Here is a 17,837-nt window from a genome sequence, read left to right on the forward strand (position 1 = left end):
GGCTGCGTTTACACGACTGCCATCCGCAGATCACCGAAGACTACGCACGTCCAAGTGCCGCAACACCCGGTCCACGATCTCCGGATCCGCCCCCGGCTCATTCCGCGCCGCCAACACCTCGTGCCGCGCGGCACTCAGCAGCTCCGCCTGGATCCGCCGCACCCGCTTGAGCCTGCGCACCCGCTGCTCATGCGCCTCCCGGCGCTCCTCCTCCCCCATCTCCGGACTGATCCGCACCCCGATGTCGAACGCCCGCCGCAGCATCTGCTCGGACAGCTCCTCCGGCAGATCCTCGACCTCCTCGATCTCCCGCAGCCTCCGCTTCGCCGCCTTCGCCGCCCGGACCGCCAGCTCCCTCTCGAACTCCTTCTCCAGGTCCGTGTCCGCGCGCACCCCGAGCCGCTTCACCAGCCACGGCAGCGTCAGTCCCTGGAGCACCAGCGTCGCCATGATCACTCCGAACGCGACGAACACGATCTCGTCCCGGTCCGGAAACGGCGACCCGTCCGCGGTCTCCAGCGGAACGGCCAGCGCCAACGCGACCGAGGCCACTCCCCGCATCCCCGCCCACCACATGACGACGGTCTCCCGCCAGCTCGTCGGGATGTCCTCGTCGTAGTCCCGCTTGGCGTGCAGCCGCTTGGTCAGCCAGGTGGCCGGCAACAGCCACACCAGCCGCACCAGCACCACCACACCCACCACGGCGGCCGCCCACCCCAGCATCTCGCCCCACCGCCCCGCCGCCGTGCGGATCGCGTTGTGCAGTTCGAGCCCGATCAGCCCGAACGCGACACCCGTGACGAGGGTGTCGACGATGTCCCAGAACGTGTGTCCCGCGAACCGCGCCATCACGTCGTCGGCGTCGGAGGCGTACTCGGCGATGAAGAGCGCGATGGTGAGCACGGCGAGCACCCCGGACCCGTGCAGCTCCTCCGCGAGCACGTACGAGGCGTACGGCACCAGCAGCGTCAGCCCGATCTGGAGCGTCGGGTCGTCCAGCAGGTCCATCAGCTTGTTGGTGCCCCAGCCGAGCAGCAGCCCGACGGCGACCGCGACAACGGCGGACAGCACCAGGTCGAGGCCGGCCCGCCACGGCGAGAACGTCCCGCTGACGACGGCGGCGATCGCCACGTGGTACAGCACGATGGCCGTGATGTCGTTGAACAGCCCCTCGCCCTCGAGGATCGAGACCAGCCGACGCGGCAGCCCCAGCTGTCCGGCGACGGCTGTCGCGGCCACCGGGTCGGGCGGGGCGACGAGTGCGCCCAGCGCCACGGCCGCGGCGATCGGCAGCCCGGGCACGATCGCGTTCGCGACGGCCGCCACACACACCGTGGTGACGAACACCAGGGCCACGGCCAGCAGGAAGATCGGCCGTTTGTTGGCCGCGAACTGTCGCCACGACGTCCGCCGCACCGCCGCGTACAGCAGCGGCGGCAGCAGCGCGGGCAGGATCAGGTCAGGCGGAATATCGACATTCGGTACGAAGTCCGGCACCGCGAGGGCGATCCCGAGGAGCGTCATCAGCACCGGCGCCGGCAACCCGAGCCGGTCCCCGACCGGGACACTCACCACGGCCCCGAGCAAGAGCACGAACAGCAGGGCCAACTGATCCACGGTCAGCGCTCCGGGAGTCGACGTTCACACAGCAGACCTTCAGCCTGCCATGCCACCCCTCCCACCGGCCCGTTCGCGGCCCGCGACTACAGAGCGCGCCGCATCGCCCGGTGCGGGATCCCGGCGTCGGGGAACTCCGGGCCGTACGCCTCGTACCCGAGCCGCTCGTAGAAACCCAGCGCGTGCGTCTGCGCGTGCAGGTCCACCGCTGCCAGCCCCCGCGCGCGTGCCGCCTCCTCGATGCCCCGCACCAGCGCGGCCCCGACGCCCAGCCCGCGCGCCGCCTGGGCGACGGCGAGCCGCCCCAGCGACCCCACCGACGGGTCACCGCCGGTCTTCGCCGCGGCCGCCTCGCCGTACAGCAGCCGCCCGCATCCCAGCGGCACCCCGTCGTCCCGGACCGCCAGCACATGCAGCGCCACGGCGTCGTAGGCGTCGTACTCGATGTCCTCGGGCACGCCCTGTTCGCCGACGAAGACCTCCTTGCGCACCGCGAAGCAGGCCTCACGGTCGGCGGGCTCCTCCGCTACGCGCACGTCGTACGAGACGACCGACAGGCTCATGCGTAGGTCTCCTCACGCACCTGGTCCAGGGCCTGCTGCAGGTCCTCGGGGTAGTCGCACGCGAACTCGACCCACTGCCCGTCGCCGGGGTGCTCGAAGCCGAGCCGTACGGCGTGCAGCCACTGACGGGTCAGGCGCAGCCGCTTGGCGAGCGTCGGGTCGGCGCCGTACGTCAGGTCGCCCACGCACGGATGCCGGTGGGCGGCCATGTGGACGCGGATCTGGTGGGTGCGGCCGGTCTCCAGCTTCACGTCGAGGAGGGAGGCCGAGCGGAAGGCCTCGATGAGGTCGTAGTGGGTGACGGACGGCTTGCCTTCGGCCGTGACCGCCCACTTGTAGTCGTGGTTCGGGTGGCGGCCGATGGGCGCGTCGATGGTGCCGCTGGTGGGGTCCGGGTGGCCCTGCACGAGCGTGTGGTAGCGCTTGTCGACCGTGCGCTCCTTGAACTGGCGCTTGAGCGACGTGTACGCGTACTCCGACTTGGCGACCACCATCAGGCCGGACGTGCCGACGTCGAGGCGGTGCACGATGCCCTGGCGCTCGGCGGCGCCGGAGGTCGAGATGCGGTACCCGGCGGCCGCGAGCCCGCCGATGACCGTCGGGCCGGTCCAGCCGGGGCTCGGATGTGCGGCGACGCCGACCGGCTTGACGATCACGACCACGTCGTCGTCGTCGTGCACGATCTCCATGCCCTCGACCGGCTCGGCGACGATCTGCACGGGCGCGGGCGCCTGCGGCATCTCGACCTCGAGCCAGGCCCCGCCGTGCACCCGCTCGGACTTTCCGACCACCGAGCCGTCGACCGTGACCTTCCCCGCCGCAGCGAGCTCCGCGGCCTTGGTGCGGGAGAAGCCGAACATGCGTGAGATGGCGGCGTCGACGCGCTCGCCCTCCAGGCCGTCGGGTACGGGCAGGTTTCGGATCTCGGGAATCGTGCTCACCCGTCGAGTATGCCGGACGGGTCCGACAGCCCCGACCGCGCGCTCAGTCCTTGTGGACGGTCCCGTCCGGATCCAGGCCGCGGAAGGACAGCAGCACGATCAGGATGCCGCCGCACACGATCGCCGAGTCGGCGAGGTTGAAGACGGCGAAGTGCTTGGGCGCGATGAAGTCGACGACCGCCCCCTCGAAGACGCCCGGCGAGCGGAAGATCCGGTCGGTGAGATTGCCGAGCGCGCCGCCGAGCAGCAGGCCGAGCGCGATCGCCCAGGGCAGGCTGTAGAGCTTGCGCGCGAGCCGGGCGATCACCACGATCACCGCCGCCGCGATCACCGTGAAGATCACGGTGAAGGCCTCGCCGAACCCGAAGGCGGCGCCCGCGTTGCGGATGGCCTCGAACTTCAGCCAGTCCCCGACGATCTCGATCGGCGCGTGGTGCTCCAGCTTGGCCACCACGATCAACTTGCTGACCAGGTCGAGAAGGTACGCGAACGCGGCGACCGCGAACAGCACGGCGATGCGCCGCTTGCCCCTGGGCCGCTCTGCGGGGGTCTCCGACGCCCCCGGCCCGGCCGCCGCCGTCTCCTCGGTGCCGGACCCGCCGGCCGGGGCCGTGGCCCCCTCGGAGCCGGACCGCTCCCCCGACGCCGCATTCTCGCCGGGCTGGTCCTGCCCCGCCCGCGCCGCGTCCGGAGTGTCCGGCGTACCGATGATCCGCTCCGCCTCTGCCACGTGAGTCCCTCAACCTAGGTGCCTGACTGAGCACGAGGGTACGGCACGCCTCCTGGGACCCATGTGCGCAGGAGGCGTACGAACAGTCGCCCGGTGGCGATCAGTACCGGCGCTCCTGCTTCTGCTTGCACTCGACACACAGGGTGGCCCGCGGGAAGGCCTGCATACGGGCCTTGCCGATGGGGTTGCCGCAGTTCTCGCACAGGCCGTACGTGCCCGCGTCCAGCCGCTGCAGGGCGCGCTCGGTCTGGATCAGCATCTCTCGCGCGTTGGCGGCCAGCGCCATCTCGTGCTCGCGCGTGATGTTCTTGGTGCCGGTGTCCGCCTGGTCGTCGCCGGCGCCGTCCCCGGAGTCCCGCATCAGGCCCGCGAGCGACTCCTCGGACGAGGTGATCTCGGCCCGCAGCCGCTCCGCTTCGGACAGCAGTTCGGCGCGGGCCTCCTCGACCTCCTCCGGGGTCCAGGGGTCCTCACCGGGGCGTACGGCGAGCTCGCCCGGCTCCACCGCGGCGATCCGTGCCTTGGGGACAGCGGTCTTCGCCGCCGTGGCCGGGCCAGGAGTCTTCTTCGCAACCACTGTCGTGGCTCCCGTCTGCTCCGCGGCCTGCGCCGCGCCCACCTTCTTGGCCGTGCTCTTCCCGGCCGCGCTCTTCCTGGCGGCCGGCCTGCCCTTCCTGACCACGTTGTTCGCGACGTCCGTGCTCTTCCGGGCCGTGCTTTCGGCGGCGGCCCGGCTTTTCGTGGCGGCCGCGCTGTTCGTGGCAGCCGTGCTTTTCGTGGCGGCCGCGCTGTTCGTGGCAGCCGTATTTTTCGTGATGCCCGTCACCGACGTGCTCTTCGCGGCAGCGGTCTTCGTCGCCGCCTTCCTCTCCGCGGTCGCTTTGGCGGCCGTCTTCGTGGCCGCCGTCTTCCTCCCCGCTGTCGCCTTGGTGGCCGCCGTCTTCCTCCCCGCCGTCGCCTTCTCAGTAGCCGCCTTCTCAGCAGACCTCTTCGGAGCGGCCGTCTTCGCCGAAGACTTCCCGCCCGGCGGTCCCCCGGCCTCCTCCCCCACGACCGTCTTCTTCGAAGGAGCCGTCTTCGAAGGAGCCGTCCTCGAAGCCGTCGCCTTCTTGGTCACGGTTTTCCTGGCGGTCGCCTTCGAAGGAGCCGTTTCCGTCTCCTCGGCGTCGGCCCTCCGCACGGTCCCGACCGACTTCGTGGCGCGCGCCCCCGTCGCTCCCTGGGCACTCTTCTTCCCGCCCACGTCCTTGGCCGCACCGCCGGAGGCGACCGCATTCGTGGACCTGCCGGACGCCGATACCTGCTGTACGGCGGTCTTTTTCGCCACCATGGTCGCGGCCCCTTCACATATTGTGATCTCGCTCGCGAATCGTGCTGGGACGATAAATCGACTTGAGTCCCGCGGCAACGGGGCACGCCGCCCGATTCGCGCGCCCCGCGAGTGCCGCGCGGCTGACATGCAAGCGTTGTGCCCAGCTCCCCGCCGGGTAATCCGCCAAGCCCGACGCCCCGGAATCCGAACACGCGTACCTCGCCATTCGGGTCATCCCGGGCAGCGGGCGAGCCAGTGTCCCGAGCCCCCGAAAACCGGTCTGCCGCTGTCCGCGCGGCGCCGTACACTGGGCGGAGCGAAAAGCATGGATGGGGACGAGTAGCGGCGTACGCAGCCCAGAGCGACCCGGGGACGGTGGAAGCCCGGGGGCGAGCGCGACGTGAAGATCACCCCGGAGCCGCCGGAAGAAGACCGCAGCAGGACAGCAGCGGCCAGTAGAACCGGCTCGCGACCCCAATGAGGGGGCTCACCGGCGCACAGGGCGCACCGGGGGGCCAAGGAGGGTGGTACCGCGGGAGCGCGCCGCACACGGCGTAGACAGGCAAGAAGGCTCTCGTCCCTCCGACGGAAGGCCGCAAGTCCGTTGGAGGAAGCTCGCTGATGACAGCGCCGACGTACCGCCAGGTGCCCGCCCAGGTCGACCTGCCCGCGCTCGAGCACGCGGTGCTCGACTTCTGGCGCGAGCAGAAGATCTTCGCCAAGAGCCTGGACCAGTCCGAGGGCCGCCCCGAGTGGGTGTTCTACGAGGGCCCGCCCACCGCCAACGGCATGCCGGGCGCCCACCACATCGAGGCGCGCGTCTTCAAGGACGTCTTCCCCCGCTTCCGCACCATGCGCGGCTACCACGTGGCCCGCAAGGCCGGCTGGGACTGCCACGGGCTCCCGGTCGAGCTGACGGTCGAGAAGGAGCTCGGCTTCAGCGGCAAGCAGGAGATCGAGGCGTACGGCATCGCCGCCTTCAACGCCAAGTGCCGCGAGTCCGTGCTCCGCCACACCGACGCGTTCGAAGAGCTCACGACCCGCATGGGCTACTGGGTCGACCTGAACGACGCGTACGTCACGATGGACCCCGAGTACATCGAGTCGGTCTGGTGGTCGCTGAAGGAGATCTTCAACAAGGGCCTGCTGGTCCAGGACCACCGCGTCGCCCCCTGGTGCCCGCGCTGCGGCACGGGCCTGTCGGACCACGAGCTGGCCCAGGGCTACGAGACGGTCGTCGACCCGTCCGTGTACGTCCGTTTCCCGCTCACCTCAGGTCCACTCGCCGGCGAGGCCGCGCTCCTCGTCTGGACGACGACCCCCTGGACCCTGGTCTCCAACACCGCCGTCGCCACGCACCCCGACGTGACCTACGTCGTCGCGACGAACGGCGAGGAGAAGCTCGTCGTCGCCGAGCCGCTCGTCGCCAAGGCACTCGGCGAGGGCTGGGAGACGACCGGCCAGACCTTCACCGGCGCCGAAATGGAGCGCTGGACGTATCGACGTCCGTTCGAGCTGGTGGAGTTCCCGGCACCGGCCCACTACATCGTCAACGCCGACTACGTCACGACCGAGGACGGTACGGGCCTGGTCCACCAGTCCCCCGCCTTCGGTGAGGACGACCTCAAGGTCTGCCGCGCCTACGGCCTGCCGGTCGTGAACCCGGTCCGCCCGGACGGCACCTTCGAGGAGGACGTCCCACTCGTCGGCGGTGTCTTCTTCAAGAAGGCGGACGAACAGCTCACGGAAGACCTCAAGAACCGCGGTCTGCTCTTCAGGCACCTGCCGTACGAGCACAGCTACCCGCACTGCTGGCGCTGCCACACCGCGCTCCTCTACTACGCGCAGCCGTCCTGGTACATCCGCACGACGGCCGTCAAGGACCGCCTCCTCCAGGAGAACGAGAAGACCAACTGGTTCCCGGACACGGTCAAGCACGGCCGGTACGGCGACTGGCTGAACAACAACATCGACTGGGCGCTGTCCCGCAACCGCTACTGGGGCACCCCGCTGCCGATCTGGCGCTGCGAGGACGACCACCTCACCGTGGTCGGCTCCCGAGCGGAGCTGTCCGAGCTGACGGGCACCGACCAGTCCGAGCTGGACCCGCACCGCCCGTACATCGACGACGTCACCTTCGCGTGCCCCCAGTGCGAGCAGACGGCCACGCGCGTACCGGAGGTCATCGACGCCTGGTACGACTCGGGTTCGATGCCGTTCGCGCAGTGGGGCTACCCGTACAAGAACAAGGAGCTGTTCGAGGCCCGCTACCCCGCGCAGTTCATCTGCGAGGCCATCGACCAGACCCGTGGCTGGTTCTACACGCTGATGGCGATCGGCACGCTGGTCTTCGACAAGTCCTCGTACGAGAACGTCGTCTGCCTCGGCCACATCCTCGCCGAGGACGGCCGCAAGATGTCCAAGCACCTGGGCAACATCCTGCAGCCGATCCCGCTGATGGACCAGCACGGCGCTGACGCGGTCCGCTGGTTCATGGCGGCCGGCGGCTCCCCCTGGGCGGCCCGCCGCGTGGGCCACGGCACCATCCAGGAGGTCGTCCGCAAGACGCTCCTGACGTACTGGAACACAGTCGCCTTCCAGGCCCTGTACGCCCGTACGTCCGGCTGGGCGCCGAGCGAGGCGGACCCGGCCCCGGCCGACCGCCCGGTCCTCGACCGCTGGCTGCTGTCCGAACTCCACGCGCTCACCGACCAGGTGACGCAGGCCCTGGAGGGGTACGACACCCAGCGCGCCGGCAAGCTCCTGTCGGCGTTCGTCGACGATCTGTCCAACTGGTACGTACGCCGCTCCCGTCGCCGCTTCTGGCAGGGCGACAAGGCCGCGCTGCGCACCCTGCACGAGGTCGTGGAGACGGTCACGAAGCTGATGGCCCCGCTGACCCCGTTCATCACCGAGCGGGTCTGGCAGGACCTTGTGGTGCCGGTGGCCCCGGGCGCCCCGGAGTCGGTGCACCTGGCGTCCTGGCCGGAGGCCGACCTGTCGGCGATCGACCCGGAGCTGTCGAAGCAGATGGTCCTGGTCCGCCGGCTGGTGGAGCTGGGCCGCGCCACGCGCGCGGAGTCGGGCGTCAAGACGCGTCAGCCGCTGTCCCGCGCACTGGTCGCGGCGACGGGCTTCGACGCCCTCGACCCCGAGCTGCACGCGCAGATCACGGAGGAGCTGAACGTGAGTGCGCTCGCGTCCCTCTCCGAGGTCGGCGGCTCGCTGGTCGACACGACCGCGAAGGCCAACTTCCGCGCCCTGGGCAAGCGATTCGGCAAGCGCGTCCAGGACGTCGCCAAGGCCGTCGCGAACACGGACGCGGCCGCGCTGTCCCTGGCCCTGCGCGAGGGCACGGCATCCGTGGAGGTCGACGGCGAGACGATCACCCTCGCCCCGGACGAGGTGATCATCACCGAGACCCCGCGCGAGGGCTGGTCGGTGGCCTCCGACTCGGGCGCCACGGTGGCCCTGGACCTGGAGATCACGGAGGAGCTGCGGCAGGCGGGCCTGGCCCGTGACGCGATCCGGCTGATCCAGGAGGCCCGTAAGAACAGCGGCCTCGACGTGGCCGACCGGATCGCGCTGCGCTGGGCCTCCACGGACCCAGCGGTCATCGCGGCGCTGACCGAGCACACCGCCCTGATCGCCGACGAGGTCCTCGCCACGGCCTTCTTGAATGAGCACAGCGCCCAGGGCGAGGCGGACGACTCCTACGGCGAGCCGTTCACGGACGAGGGCCTGTCCCTGACGTTCCGCCTGCGCAAGGCGTAATCCGTCGCGACGAGGGCCCGGCCTCCCCTGGGGGAGTCCGGGCCCTCGTCCGTCACCCGGCCGTCAGTCCCTTCGCCGGACGCCCGCGAGCCGCAGGGCGTCGAGCCCCAGCTTCTCCAGTAGCGGTTCCGGGTCGGCCCGGCGGTAGCCCGGATCGTCGTCCTCGCCACTCATGGCGCGCACGCTACGACCCACCCCTGTCAACACGCGTAAAAAGGGCGAGGCCCCGGATGAAAATCCGGGGCCTCGCCCTGAACGCTGCCGACGCCTAAGGCGTACTAGAGGCCGTCAGTTGTCGTCCTCGTCGATCAGGAACCCGCGCATCGGCGAGGGCGCCTGGCCCATCGGCGACGGACCCTGCGGCCGCACCGGCGCCATGGGCTGAGTCATGGCCGGCGTCATCTGCTGCTGGCCGCCGTAGGACGGGCCAGCGGGACTCGGCCCGCCACCCATGCCCTGGCTGGTGCCGTACGACGGGGCGCTCGCGCCGGCCGGTGCCATGGAAGGCGCCGGGGACGGCGGGAGAGAGGCCGTCGCCGGGGTGCGCGGCGGGGCGAGAGAGTCGTCGGCCTGGGTCTCCAACTGGCGCAGCTGCGACTCCAGGTAGGACTTCAGGCGCGTGCGGTACTCGCGCTCGAAGCCGCGCAGGTCCTCGACCTTGCGCTCCAGCGTGGCGCGGGCGGACTCCAGGGAGCCCATCGCGACGCGGTGCTTCTCCTGCGCGTCCCGCTCCAGGGCGTCGGCCTTGGCACGGGCGTCACGCTCGAGACCCTCGGCGCGGCTGCGGGCCTCGCCGACGATCTTGTTGGCTTCGGAACGGGCCTCGGCGATCGCCTGGTCGGCGGTCTGCTGGGCCAGCGAGAGGACACGGGCGGCACTGTCGCCACCGGGGCCCTGACCGGGGCCGCCCATCGGGCCACCCATGGGGCCGCCCATCGGGCCACCCATCTGCTGCTGCATGGGGGACTGGCCACCCATCGGGCCCTGACCCATGGGGCCCTGACCCATCGGGCCCTGCCCCATCGGCCCCTGACCCATCGGGCCGGGACCCTGCGGGCCGCCCTGACCGCCACCGGGGCCGGCGGGCAGCTGCGGCGCACCGCTAGGCAGCTGGGGCGGGCCTCCCATGGGGCCACCCATCTGCTGCTGCGGCGGGCCCGATATGCCGGCGGGTACCGGAGCGCCGGGACCGCGCATGCCCTGCTGAGGCATTCCCTGCTGGGGCATTCCCTGCTGAGGCATGCCTTGCTGGGGCATTCCCTGCTGGGGCATTCCCTGCTGCTGGTCCTGCGGCTCCGGGGGCTTGCGCATGTTCTGCTGGTTCTGGGCAGCAGCACGCGTGGCCGCGGCCAGCTTGGCGCGCAGGTCCTCGTTCTCGCGGAGCAGGCGGGTCAGTTCGGCTTCGACCTCGTCGAGGAAGGCATCGACCTCGTCCTCGTCATAGCCTTCTCGGAGGCGGACGGTCGTGAACTGCTTGTTCCGCACGTCCTCGGGGGTCAACGGCATCTCTTCACCTCAACGTAGTCATCGGCAGTCGGCAAGACCGTATCGTCCACAGTCACCTCGCGAGACTTCCCACGACGGAGATCAGAATGTAGACGATGATCATCAGTACGAAGAAGGACAGGTCTAGCGCCACGCCCCCGAGACGCAGCGGCGGGATGAACCGCCGCAGAAGCTTCAGCGGTGGATCGGTGACAGTGTAGGTGGCCTCCAGAACGACCACCATCGCCTTGCCGGGTTGCCACGAGCGGGCGAACTGGAAGACGTAGTCCATGACCAGCCGGAAGATGAGAATGACGAGGAAAAGCAGCAGCGCGTAGTAAACCACCTGCGCGAACACGCTCATGACTGGTGCTTCCCTCTCCCCTGTTCCGTACTTCGTTCCGGTCCCGCGTCTCAGCTCTGGTTGAAGAACCCGCCCTCTGCGATGCGGGCCTTGTCCTCCGCCGTGACATCGACGTTAGCAGGCGACAACAGGAACACCTTCTGCGTCACCCGCTCGATGCTGCCGTGAAGACCAAACACCAAACCGGCCGCAAAGTCGACAAGTCGCTTCGCGTCTGTGTCATCCATCTCAGTCAGATTCATGATCACCGGCGTGCCCTCACGGAAGTGTTCCCCGATGGTACGGGCCTCGTTGTAGGTCCGAGGGTGAAGTGTGGTGATCCGGTACGGCTCTCGTTCCGACACAACCTTGGGCATGATCACCGGGGCGTTCTTCTCCAGGCTCTGACGTTCTTGTGTGATGGATGCCACGGGCGCGATGCGCGCCGGACGCCCGGATTCCGCGGCGAGCGAAGCGGAACGGGGCACCGGGTCGCGCGGCGCGGGAGGTTGCACCACTCGCACCGGTTCGTCCCTTTGGGACTGATGTGCGCCGTGCAACTGGTGTGACGGCTCGTGCCGCCGGTGGTCCCGCTCGAGCTCCGGGTCCAGTTCGGGTTCGAAGTCGTCGTCGGGGTCGAAGCCCCGGCCGTCGTACCCATCGTCCTCCACGAGGCCGAGGTAGACCGCCATCTTGCGCATCGCGCCGGCCATGCTCTGAGTCCTCCGCTCTGTGGTGGATCCGCTGACGACTGCCAAGTCCCGCGATCCACGTGGCCCTTACACCCGCCTATCGGCGGTAATGACCATATTTTCTGCTGTGGTCCGACTTCCTGGCGACGTTACCCGAGCCTGGGGCGGACGCCGAGTACCGCAGTGCCGACGCGCACATGTGTCGCCCCGGCAGCCACAGCCTCCTCGAGGTCCGCACTCATCCCTGCCGAGACCATGTTCGCAGCCGGATGGGCTCGGCGCAGGTCAGTCGACAAATCCATCAACCGCTCGAACGCCGCCCGTTGGCGCCCCGCGTACTCCCCGGCGAGTGGAGCGACGGTCATCAGTCCGTCAAGCCGCAGCCCCGGAGCCGCGGCGACGAGATCGGCCAACTCTTCGATTCCGGCGGGCGCCACGCCACCCCGCTCACCTCTCGCGCCCTCTCCCGCATCGAGGGCGACCTGGATGAGGCACCCCAGCTCGCGCCCGGCGCGTACGGCCTCCTTCGACAGGGCCGTCACGAGCCTGGCTCGGTCGACTGACTGCACGACACCCGCGTAACCGACCACGGATCGCACCTTGTTGGTCTGCAACTGGCCGACAAAGTGCCAAGTAAGGGGCAAATCCGAGCACTCGGCGGCCTTGGGCGCCGCGTCCTGGTCCCGGTTCTCGGCCACATGACGCACGCCGAGTTCCGACAGGACCCGCACATCACTCGCGGGGTAGGTCTTGGTGACCACGATCAGGGTCACTTCCTCGCGCTTGCGGCCCGCGGCCGCGCACGCGGCGGCGATGCGCTGTTCCACATTCGCCAGATTTGCGGCGAGTTCGCGCTTACGGTCCGTCATGTCCCATCAGTCCAGCCAGACATAGCTCGCGAGCCGCCCCGTGGTGCGGTCGCGGCGGTACGAGAAGTGGTCGCCGGACTCGAGCGTGCACACCGGCGACTGCTCCCGGTTGTGCACCCCGAGCCGTTCGAGCTGCGTGTGCACTCCGGCGGTCACGTCGACCGCGGGAGTGCCCCAGCTCGTCTCGGAGTGCGCCGCCGGTTCGACGGCTGCGACCTCGGTACGCATCGCCTCCGGCACTTCGTAGCACCGGCCGCAGACGGCGGGTCCGGTCCGGGCGACGATCCGGCCCGGCTCGGCGCCGAGTTCCACCATGGCCCGTACGGCGGCGGGGACGACCCCGGCGACCATGCCGGGCCGGCCCGCGTGGGCCGCGGCGGCGATTCCGGCAACCGGGTCGGCGAGCAGAACGGGCGTGCAGTCGGCGGTGAGGACGGCGAGAGCCAGTCCGCGGCGGGCGGTGACGATCGCGTCGACCGACGGAATCTCGGCGGCGGAGCCCCAAGGCCCGTCCACCACCGCCACGTCCGGCCCGTGCACCTGGTTCATCCAGACCACCTGGGCCGGGTCGAGCCCCAGCGACTTCGCCGCCAACTCGCGGTTGGTACGTACGGCGTCGGGGTCGTCGCCGACCGCGCCGCCGAGGTTGAGGTCCTCGTACGGAACGGCGCTCACCCCGCCCCACCGGTCGGTGAAGGCGAAGTGCGCGCCGTTCACAGTGCTCGTTCCGGAGCGCTGCCCTATCACTTCAGGAAGTCCGGCACGTCCAGCTCCTCGGCCGCGCTGTCCGAGTAGCTGCGCGACGGCGGGACCGGCGGGCCGACCGGGAGGTCCTGCACCGGCTCCGGCGCGGGCTCCGGCTCCTCCTTGGGCGTGACGCTGCCGAGCGAGCCGAAGCTCGGGCGGCTCTCGGGCTGCCGTACCGGAGTGGGCTCCTCGCGCCTGGCCGAGGACGAGGACGAACCGATGACGGTGTCCCGGCGGGCCGGCGGCTGCCCGCCGTCGAAGCCGGCCGCGATCACCGTGACCCGCACCTCGTCACCCAGGGCGTCGTCGATGACCGCGCCGAAGATGATGTTCGCCTCGGGGTGGGCGGCCTCGCTGACCAGCTGGGCGGCCTCATTGATCTCGAACAGACCGAGGTCGGAGCCGCCGGAGATGGAGAGCAGCACGCCCCGGGCGCCGTCGATGGACGCCTCGAGCAGCGGCGAGGAGATCGCCATCTCGGCCGCGGCCACCGCGCGGTCGTCGCCGCGGGCCGAGCCGATGCCCATGAGGGCCGAACCGGCCTCGGACATGACCGACTTGACGTCGGCGAAGTCGAGGTTGATCAGACCGGGGGTGGTGATGAGGTCCGTGATGCCCTGAACACCGGAGAGCAGGACCTGGTCCGCCGACTTGAACGCGTCGAGCACGGAGACCTGGCGGTCCGAGATGGAGAGCAGCCGGTCGTTCGGGATGACGATGAGGGTGTCGACCTCTTCGCGGAGTTCGGCGATGCCGTCCTCGGCCTGGTTCGCGCGGCGCCGTCCCTCGAAGGTGAACGGGCGCGTGACCACGCCGATGGTGAGGGCGCCGAGCGAGCGGGCGATGTTGGCCACGACGGGCGCGCCGCCGGTGCCGGTGCCGCCGCCCTCGCCGGCCGTCACGAAGACCATGTCGGCCCCCTTGAGGACCTCCTCGATCTCCTCGCGGTGATCCTCGGCTGCCTTGCGGCCGACGGCCGGGTTGGCGCCGGCGCCGAGTCCGCGGGTGAGTTCGCGGCCGACGTCGAGCTTGACGTCGGCGTCGCTCATCAACAGCGCCTGCGCGTCGGTGTTGATGGCGATGAACTCGACGCCCTTGAGACCGACCTCGATCATCCGGTTGATGGCATTGACACCACCGCCGCCGACACCGATGACTTTGATGACTGCGAGGTAGTTCTGCGGTGCTGCCACGTCGAAGGCCTCTCGCCTCGAGTTACGTGTCGCCGCCTCGCCGTGTTGCGATCCGACGACTGATGCCGAATGGGACGGTCCGTAGCGCCGACCCGAACCCTAACCCTGAAGTTTAGGGTTACCAGTGTGTCCGTTCCCTGGAGTCTTCTGAACAGGACACTAAGTCGACAAGTGGCGCACGTTCAACGAACACGCCGAACCTCCCGTTTTTCTTTTCACCCTATGTGATCAGGCGTAGCGCTGCCCAACCAGGGTGCTGGCCTGCGCTGATGTGCGTCAACTCCCCGCTGACGCAGGGGCGGTGGGGGTGCTGACATCGAAGTGCCGCGCACCGGGCGCCGCTTTCATCAGGGCGGTCAGGGTACGGGCCTTCGCTCGGCCCTTCTCGCCACTCCCCCACGCGACGGTCCGGCCGCCGCTCAACTCCAGCGAGATGTCGTCGTAGGAACGCACCTTGACGATCCGGGTCTCGCGCGCGACGGCGGCCGGAATGTCCCCGGCGACGACGCGGACGGCCTCCCGCACCAGCCGGTCCTCGCCGAAGCGCCGCAGACTGGCGGCGGACGAATCCGACCGGGATACCGTCAATTCCAGCGTCGGAAGGCCTTTCGGAGCATCAGAAACCGTGGCGAAACGGACGCCTTCGTCGTCCACTTCGACGAAAGCGGTGCCCTTCCGGACAACCACGACCGGAGAACGCTCGGTCACTTTCAGCCCGATTCCATGGGGCCAGGAACGGAACACGTCAACCGAGTCAATTCGGGGCAATTTCCGGCGCAGTCGCGCCTCGATCGCATCGGTGTCGACCGAAATCAACGGTGCCCCGACCGGAACGCCAGCCGCCTCGCGCACCTGTTCCGGCGTCAGAACGCGGGTGCCCGAGACCGAGACGCGCTCCGCGCGCAGCCACTGCGAGCCGTACAACACCCAGACGCAGCCCGCTCCGAGGAGGGAGCCGAGCACAAGGATGATGATCACACGAAGCCGACGCCGCCCGAACCTCCGGACGAGGGGCGGGCCGGACGACTCCTGCTGGCGTTCACCGCGTTCGGCGGTGGTGGGTCCGGCCACACTCCCTACCCTTTCGTCACATACGCCTAACGACGCGAGGCAATCGCCTCGTACACCATGCCGACGAGCAGGTCGTCGGCGTCCCGGCGGCCGAACTCGCTGGCGGCGCGGGACATCTCGTACAGCCGGTGCGGGTCGGCGAGCACGGGCAGGACGGTCTCCCGCACCCACTCGGGCGTCAGTTCCGCGTCGTCGACGAGGAGGCCGCCACCGGCCTTGACCACCGGCTGGGCGTTCAACCGCTGTTCGCCGTTGCCGATGGGCAGCGGGACGTAGGCGGCCGGAAGTCCGACGGCGGAGAGTTCGGCGACGGTCATCGCGCCCGCACGGCAGAGCATCATGTCGGCCGCGGCGTACGCGAGATCCATCCGGTCCACGTACGGTACCGGGATGTAGGGGGGCATCCCGGGCATCTGGTGCACTTGCGGCAGTTCGTTCTTCGGGCCGACCGCGTGCAGGATCTGGATGCCCGCCTGCTGCAGCCAGGGAGCGACCTGCTGGACCACCTCGTTGAGCCGGCGGGCGCCCTGCGAGCCGCCGGAGACGAGCAGCGTCGGCAGGTTGGGGTCGAGCCCGAACGCCGCACGGGCCTGCGGGCGTACGGCGGCCCGGTCGAGGGTGGCGATGGAGCGGCGCAGGGGGATGCCGATGTAGCGGGCGCCCCGGAGCTTGCTGTCCGGGGTGGAGACGGCGACCTGGGCGGCGTAGCGGGAGCCGATCTTGTTGGCCAGGCCGGGGCGGGCGTTGGCCTCGTGGATCACGATCGGCACACCGAGGCGCTTGGCGGCGAGGTAGCCGGGCAGGGCGACGTAGCCGCCGAAGCCGACGACGGCGTCCGCCTTGGTGCGCTCCAGGATCTGCTCGGCCGCCTTGATCGTGCCGCGCAGCCGGCCCGGGACGGTGATCAGCTCGGGGGTCGGCCTGCGCGGCAGCGGCACCGCGGGGATCAGCGCGAGCTCATAGCCCCGCTCCGGTACGAGCCTGGTCTCCAGGCCCCGCTCCGTGCCCAGGGCCGTGATCCCCACGGTGGGGTCCTGCCTGCGCAGGGCGTCCGCGAGGGCGAGCGCGGGCTCGATGTGGCCGGCGGTCCCCCCACCAGCGAGTACGACATGCACCGAAATTCACCGCTCTCCGGACGAGCGCGCCGCCGAGGCACGCCGTCTCATCGTGTTCCATCTCCGAGGCCCCCGGTCGGGCACAGGGCCTCCAGCCCGCTTTCTACCAAAGCGGGGCTGCCGCATCGCAAGCGCTGCCCGCGCAGCAGGCTCGTCGCGCGCGAAGGCGATCAGCAACCCGATGGCGAACATGGTCGGCAGCAGGGCGGATCCCCCGTAGGAGAACAGCGGGAGGGGAACGCCGGCGATCGGCAGCAGGCCGAGCACCGCACCGATGTTGATCACCGCCTGTGCGACGATCCAGGTGGTCACGCCTCCCGCGGCATACCTGACGAAGGGGTCCTCCGTGCGTCCGGCCACGCGGATACCCGCATAGCCTAGAGCCGCGAACAGGGCGAGCACCGACAGTGTCCCCGCCAGGCCCAGTTCCTCACCGGTGACGGCGAAGATGAAGTCGGTGTGCGCTTCGGGGAGTTGACCCCATTTCTCCACACTCGCACCGAGCCCGGAACCAAAAATTCCGCCGGATGCGAGGGCGTAGATCCCGTGCACGGCCTGCCAGCAGTCCACGGGACCGCTCTGCGGCTCGGTGGCGCCGATGCAGGAGAGCCGGGCCATACGGTTCGGGCTCGTCTTGATAAGGATCACACCGATCGTGGCCGCGATCGACAGCACCCCCACGAACAGCCGGGTCGGCGCGCCCGCCAGCCACAGCAGCCCGAACAGGATCGCCGTCAGGATGATCGCGGTGCCCATGTCGCCGCCGAGCATGATCAGCCCGAGCAGCAGGAAGGCCACCGGGACGAGCGGCACCAGCATGTGCTTCCACTGGGCCAGCAGCTTCTTGTCCTGCTTGCGCGCGATCAGGTCCGCGCCCCACAGCACCAGCGCGAGCTTGCCGAACTCACTGGGCTGGATCTGGAAGGAGCCGCCGAGGGAGATCCAGTTCTGGTTGCCGTTGACCGCGACTCCTATCCCCGGCACCTGCACCAGCGCCATCAGGAAGACGGCTCCGGCCAGGATCGGGTAGGCCAGCGCGCGGTGCAGCTTCACCGGCATCCGGGACGCGATCAGCAGCAGTCCGGCGCCGATGGAGGCGGCCAGGAACTGTTTGCGGAAGAAGAACGACCCCGGCAGCGCCATCTGCAACGCCGTGATCTGGGAGGCCGAGTAGACCATCACCAGACCGAGCACGGTGATCAGCAGACTGCCGCCGAGGATCAGGTAGTACGCGGTCAGCGGCCGGTCCCACGCTCTGCGCACGCGCAGATGGAGAACGCGTACGGGGTTGTTGCGCGGGGGCCGGGAGCCGGCGGGCCTGCGTGCGGCCCGCGGCACGGGCGGTCGGCCGGTGCGGCTAGCGGGCATCGGTACCTCCGCTGTAC

The 17,837-nt window shown here is 70.0% G+C and carries 15 protein-coding genes; 1 reads left to right on the forward strand and 14 read right to left on the reverse strand.

Features of this window, described 5'->3' with window-relative positions; genetic code table 11:
• Positions 1-30 precede the first annotated feature (30 nt).
• The 5 genes from ABT114_RS15225 to ABT114_RS15245 form a co-directional block, all read right to left on the reverse strand.
• Entirely contained in the window at positions 31-1,617 is a 1,587-nt protein-coding gene (locus ABT114_RS15225; protein ID WP_351142541.1) for a Na+/H+ antiporter, read from the reverse strand.
• Between the two features lie 86 nt (positions 1,618-1,703).
• Positions 1,704-2,180 carry a GNAT family N-acetyltransferase gene (locus tag ABT114_RS15230; protein ID WP_351142543.1) on the reverse strand — a complete coding sequence of 159 codons (477 nt, stop codon included), beginning with the start codon at positions 2,178-2,180 and terminating at the stop codon, positions 1,704-1,706.
• Positions 2,177-3,121 (reverse strand): RluA family pseudouridine synthase, encoded by a 945-nt coding sequence (locus ABT114_RS15235; RefSeq protein WP_351142546.1) that lies wholly within the window; start codon positions 3,119-3,121, stop codon positions 2,177-2,179. Before ABT114_RS15235 ends, ABT114_RS15230 begins: the two co-directional genes overlap by 4 nt.
• Before the next feature lie 43 nt (positions 3,122-3,164).
• Positions 3,165-3,851, reverse strand: a complete 687-nt coding sequence (lspA, locus tag ABT114_RS15240; protein ID WP_351142548.1) for a signal peptidase II — start codon at positions 3,849-3,851, stop codon at positions 3,165-3,167.
• Positions 3,852-3,951: 100 nt separating this feature from the next.
• The gene (locus tag ABT114_RS15245) at positions 3,952-5,181 is read right to left on the reverse strand and encodes a TraR/DksA family transcriptional regulator (protein ID WP_351142550.1); all 1,230 of its coding nucleotides are present in this window, start codon (positions 5,179-5,181) and stop codon (positions 3,952-3,954) included.
• A 603-nt stretch (positions 5,182-5,784) separates the two neighbouring features.
• On the opposite strand from ABT114_RS15245, the gene ileS reads away from it, so the two are divergent.
• Positions 5,785-8,937 (forward strand): isoleucine--tRNA ligase, encoded by a 3,153-nt coding sequence (gene ileS / locus ABT114_RS15250; RefSeq protein ID WP_351142552.1) that lies wholly within the window; start codon positions 5,785-5,787, stop codon positions 8,935-8,937.
• Positions 8,938-9,225: 288 nt separating this feature from the next.
• Here the strand turns inward: ileS and ABT114_RS15255 are convergent, their stop codons facing one another.
• The 9 genes from ABT114_RS15255 to ftsW form a co-directional block, all read right to left on the reverse strand.
• Positions 9,226-10,443: a DivIVA domain-containing protein gene (locus ABT114_RS15255; RefSeq protein WP_351142554.1), complete on the reverse strand. Its 1,218-nt coding sequence runs from the start codon at positions 10,441-10,443 to the stop codon at positions 9,226-9,228.
• 52 nt (positions 10,444-10,495) lie between these two features.
• Positions 10,496-10,786 (reverse strand): YggT family protein, encoded by a 291-nt coding sequence (locus ABT114_RS15260; RefSeq protein ID WP_351142556.1) that lies wholly within the window; start codon positions 10,784-10,786, stop codon positions 10,496-10,498.
• 50 nt (positions 10,787-10,836) lie between these two features.
• The gene (locus ABT114_RS15265; protein ID WP_351142558.1) at positions 10,837-11,478 is read right to left on the reverse strand and encodes a cell division protein SepF; all 642 of its coding nucleotides are present in this window, start codon (positions 11,476-11,478) and stop codon (positions 10,837-10,839) included.
• A gap of 128 nt (positions 11,479-11,606) precedes the next feature.
• Positions 11,607-12,326 (reverse strand): YggS family pyridoxal phosphate-dependent enzyme, encoded by a 720-nt coding sequence (locus tag ABT114_RS15270; RefSeq protein ID WP_351142560.1) that lies wholly within the window; start codon positions 12,324-12,326, stop codon positions 11,607-11,609.
• A gap of 6 nt (positions 12,327-12,332) precedes the next feature.
• Complete coding sequence (gene pgeF / locus ABT114_RS15275; RefSeq protein WP_351142562.1) at positions 12,333-13,073, reverse strand: peptidoglycan editing factor PgeF; 741 nt, start codon at positions 13,071-13,073, stop codon at positions 12,333-12,335.
• Positions 13,070-14,266 (reverse strand): cell division protein FtsZ, encoded by a 1,197-nt coding sequence (ftsZ, locus tag ABT114_RS15280; RefSeq protein ID WP_351142564.1) that lies wholly within the window; start codon positions 14,264-14,266, stop codon positions 13,070-13,072. Before ftsZ ends, pgeF begins: the two co-directional genes overlap by 4 nt.
• A gap of 276 nt (positions 14,267-14,542) precedes the next feature.
• Positions 14,543-15,337: a cell division protein FtsQ/DivIB gene (locus ABT114_RS15285; protein WP_351142567.1), complete on the reverse strand. Its 795-nt coding sequence runs from the start codon at positions 15,335-15,337 to the stop codon at positions 14,543-14,545.
• Between the two features lie 26 nt (positions 15,338-15,363).
• Complete coding sequence (gene murG / locus ABT114_RS15290; RefSeq protein WP_351142570.1) at positions 15,364-16,452, reverse strand: undecaprenyldiphospho-muramoylpentapeptide beta-N-acetylglucosaminyltransferase; 1,089 nt, start codon at positions 16,450-16,452, stop codon at positions 15,364-15,366.
• A gap of 6 nt (positions 16,453-16,458) precedes the next feature.
• A complete protein-coding gene (gene ftsW, locus ABT114_RS15295) occupies positions 16,459-17,820 on the reverse strand; it encodes a putative lipid II flippase FtsW (RefSeq protein WP_351142572.1) in 1,362 nt (453 codons plus the stop codon).
• Between the last annotated feature and the right edge of the window lie 17 nt (positions 17,821-17,837).

It is taken from the genome of Streptomyces sp. NPDC002088 (genome assembly GCF_040296605.1).
In the GTDB taxonomy this organism is placed as follows: Bacteria; Actinomycetota; Actinomycetes; order Streptomycetales; family Streptomycetaceae; genus Streptomyces.

What these genes read in the sequence shown, in the direction of transcription:
- ABT114_RS15230 (WP_351142543.1), bottom strand. Translation starts at nt 2,180, where the DNA reads ATGAGCCTGTCGGTCGTCTCGTACGACGTGCGCGTAGCGGAGGAGCCC.
- ABT114_RS15260 (WP_351142556.1), bottom strand. Translation starts at nt 10,786, where the DNA reads ATGAGCGTGTTCGCGCAGGTGGTTTACTACGCGCTGCTGCTTTTCCTC.
- ABT114_RS15255 (WP_351142554.1), bottom strand. Translation starts at nt 10,443, where the DNA reads ATGCCGTTGACCCCCGAGGACGTGCGGAACAAGCAGTTCACGACCGTC.
- ABT114_RS15245 (WP_351142550.1), bottom strand. Translation starts at nt 5,181, where the DNA reads ATGGTGGCGAAAAAGACCGCCGTACAGCAGGTATCGGCGTCCGGCAGG.
- ABT114_RS15270 (WP_351142560.1), bottom strand. Translation starts at nt 12,326, where the DNA reads ATGACGGACCGTAAGCGCGAACTCGCCGCAAATCTGGCGAATGTGGAA.
- ABT114_RS15265 (WP_351142558.1), bottom strand. Translation starts at nt 11,478, where the DNA reads ATGGCCGGCGCGATGCGCAAGATGGCGGTCTACCTCGGCCTCGTGGAG.
- ileS (WP_351142552.1), top strand. Translation starts at nt 5,785, where the DNA reads ATGACAGCGCCGACGTACCGCCAGGTGCCCGCCCAGGTCGACCTGCCC.
- ftsW (WP_351142572.1), bottom strand. Translation starts at nt 17,820, where the DNA reads ATGCCCGCTAGCCGCACCGGCCGACCGCCCGTGCCGCGGGCCGCACGC.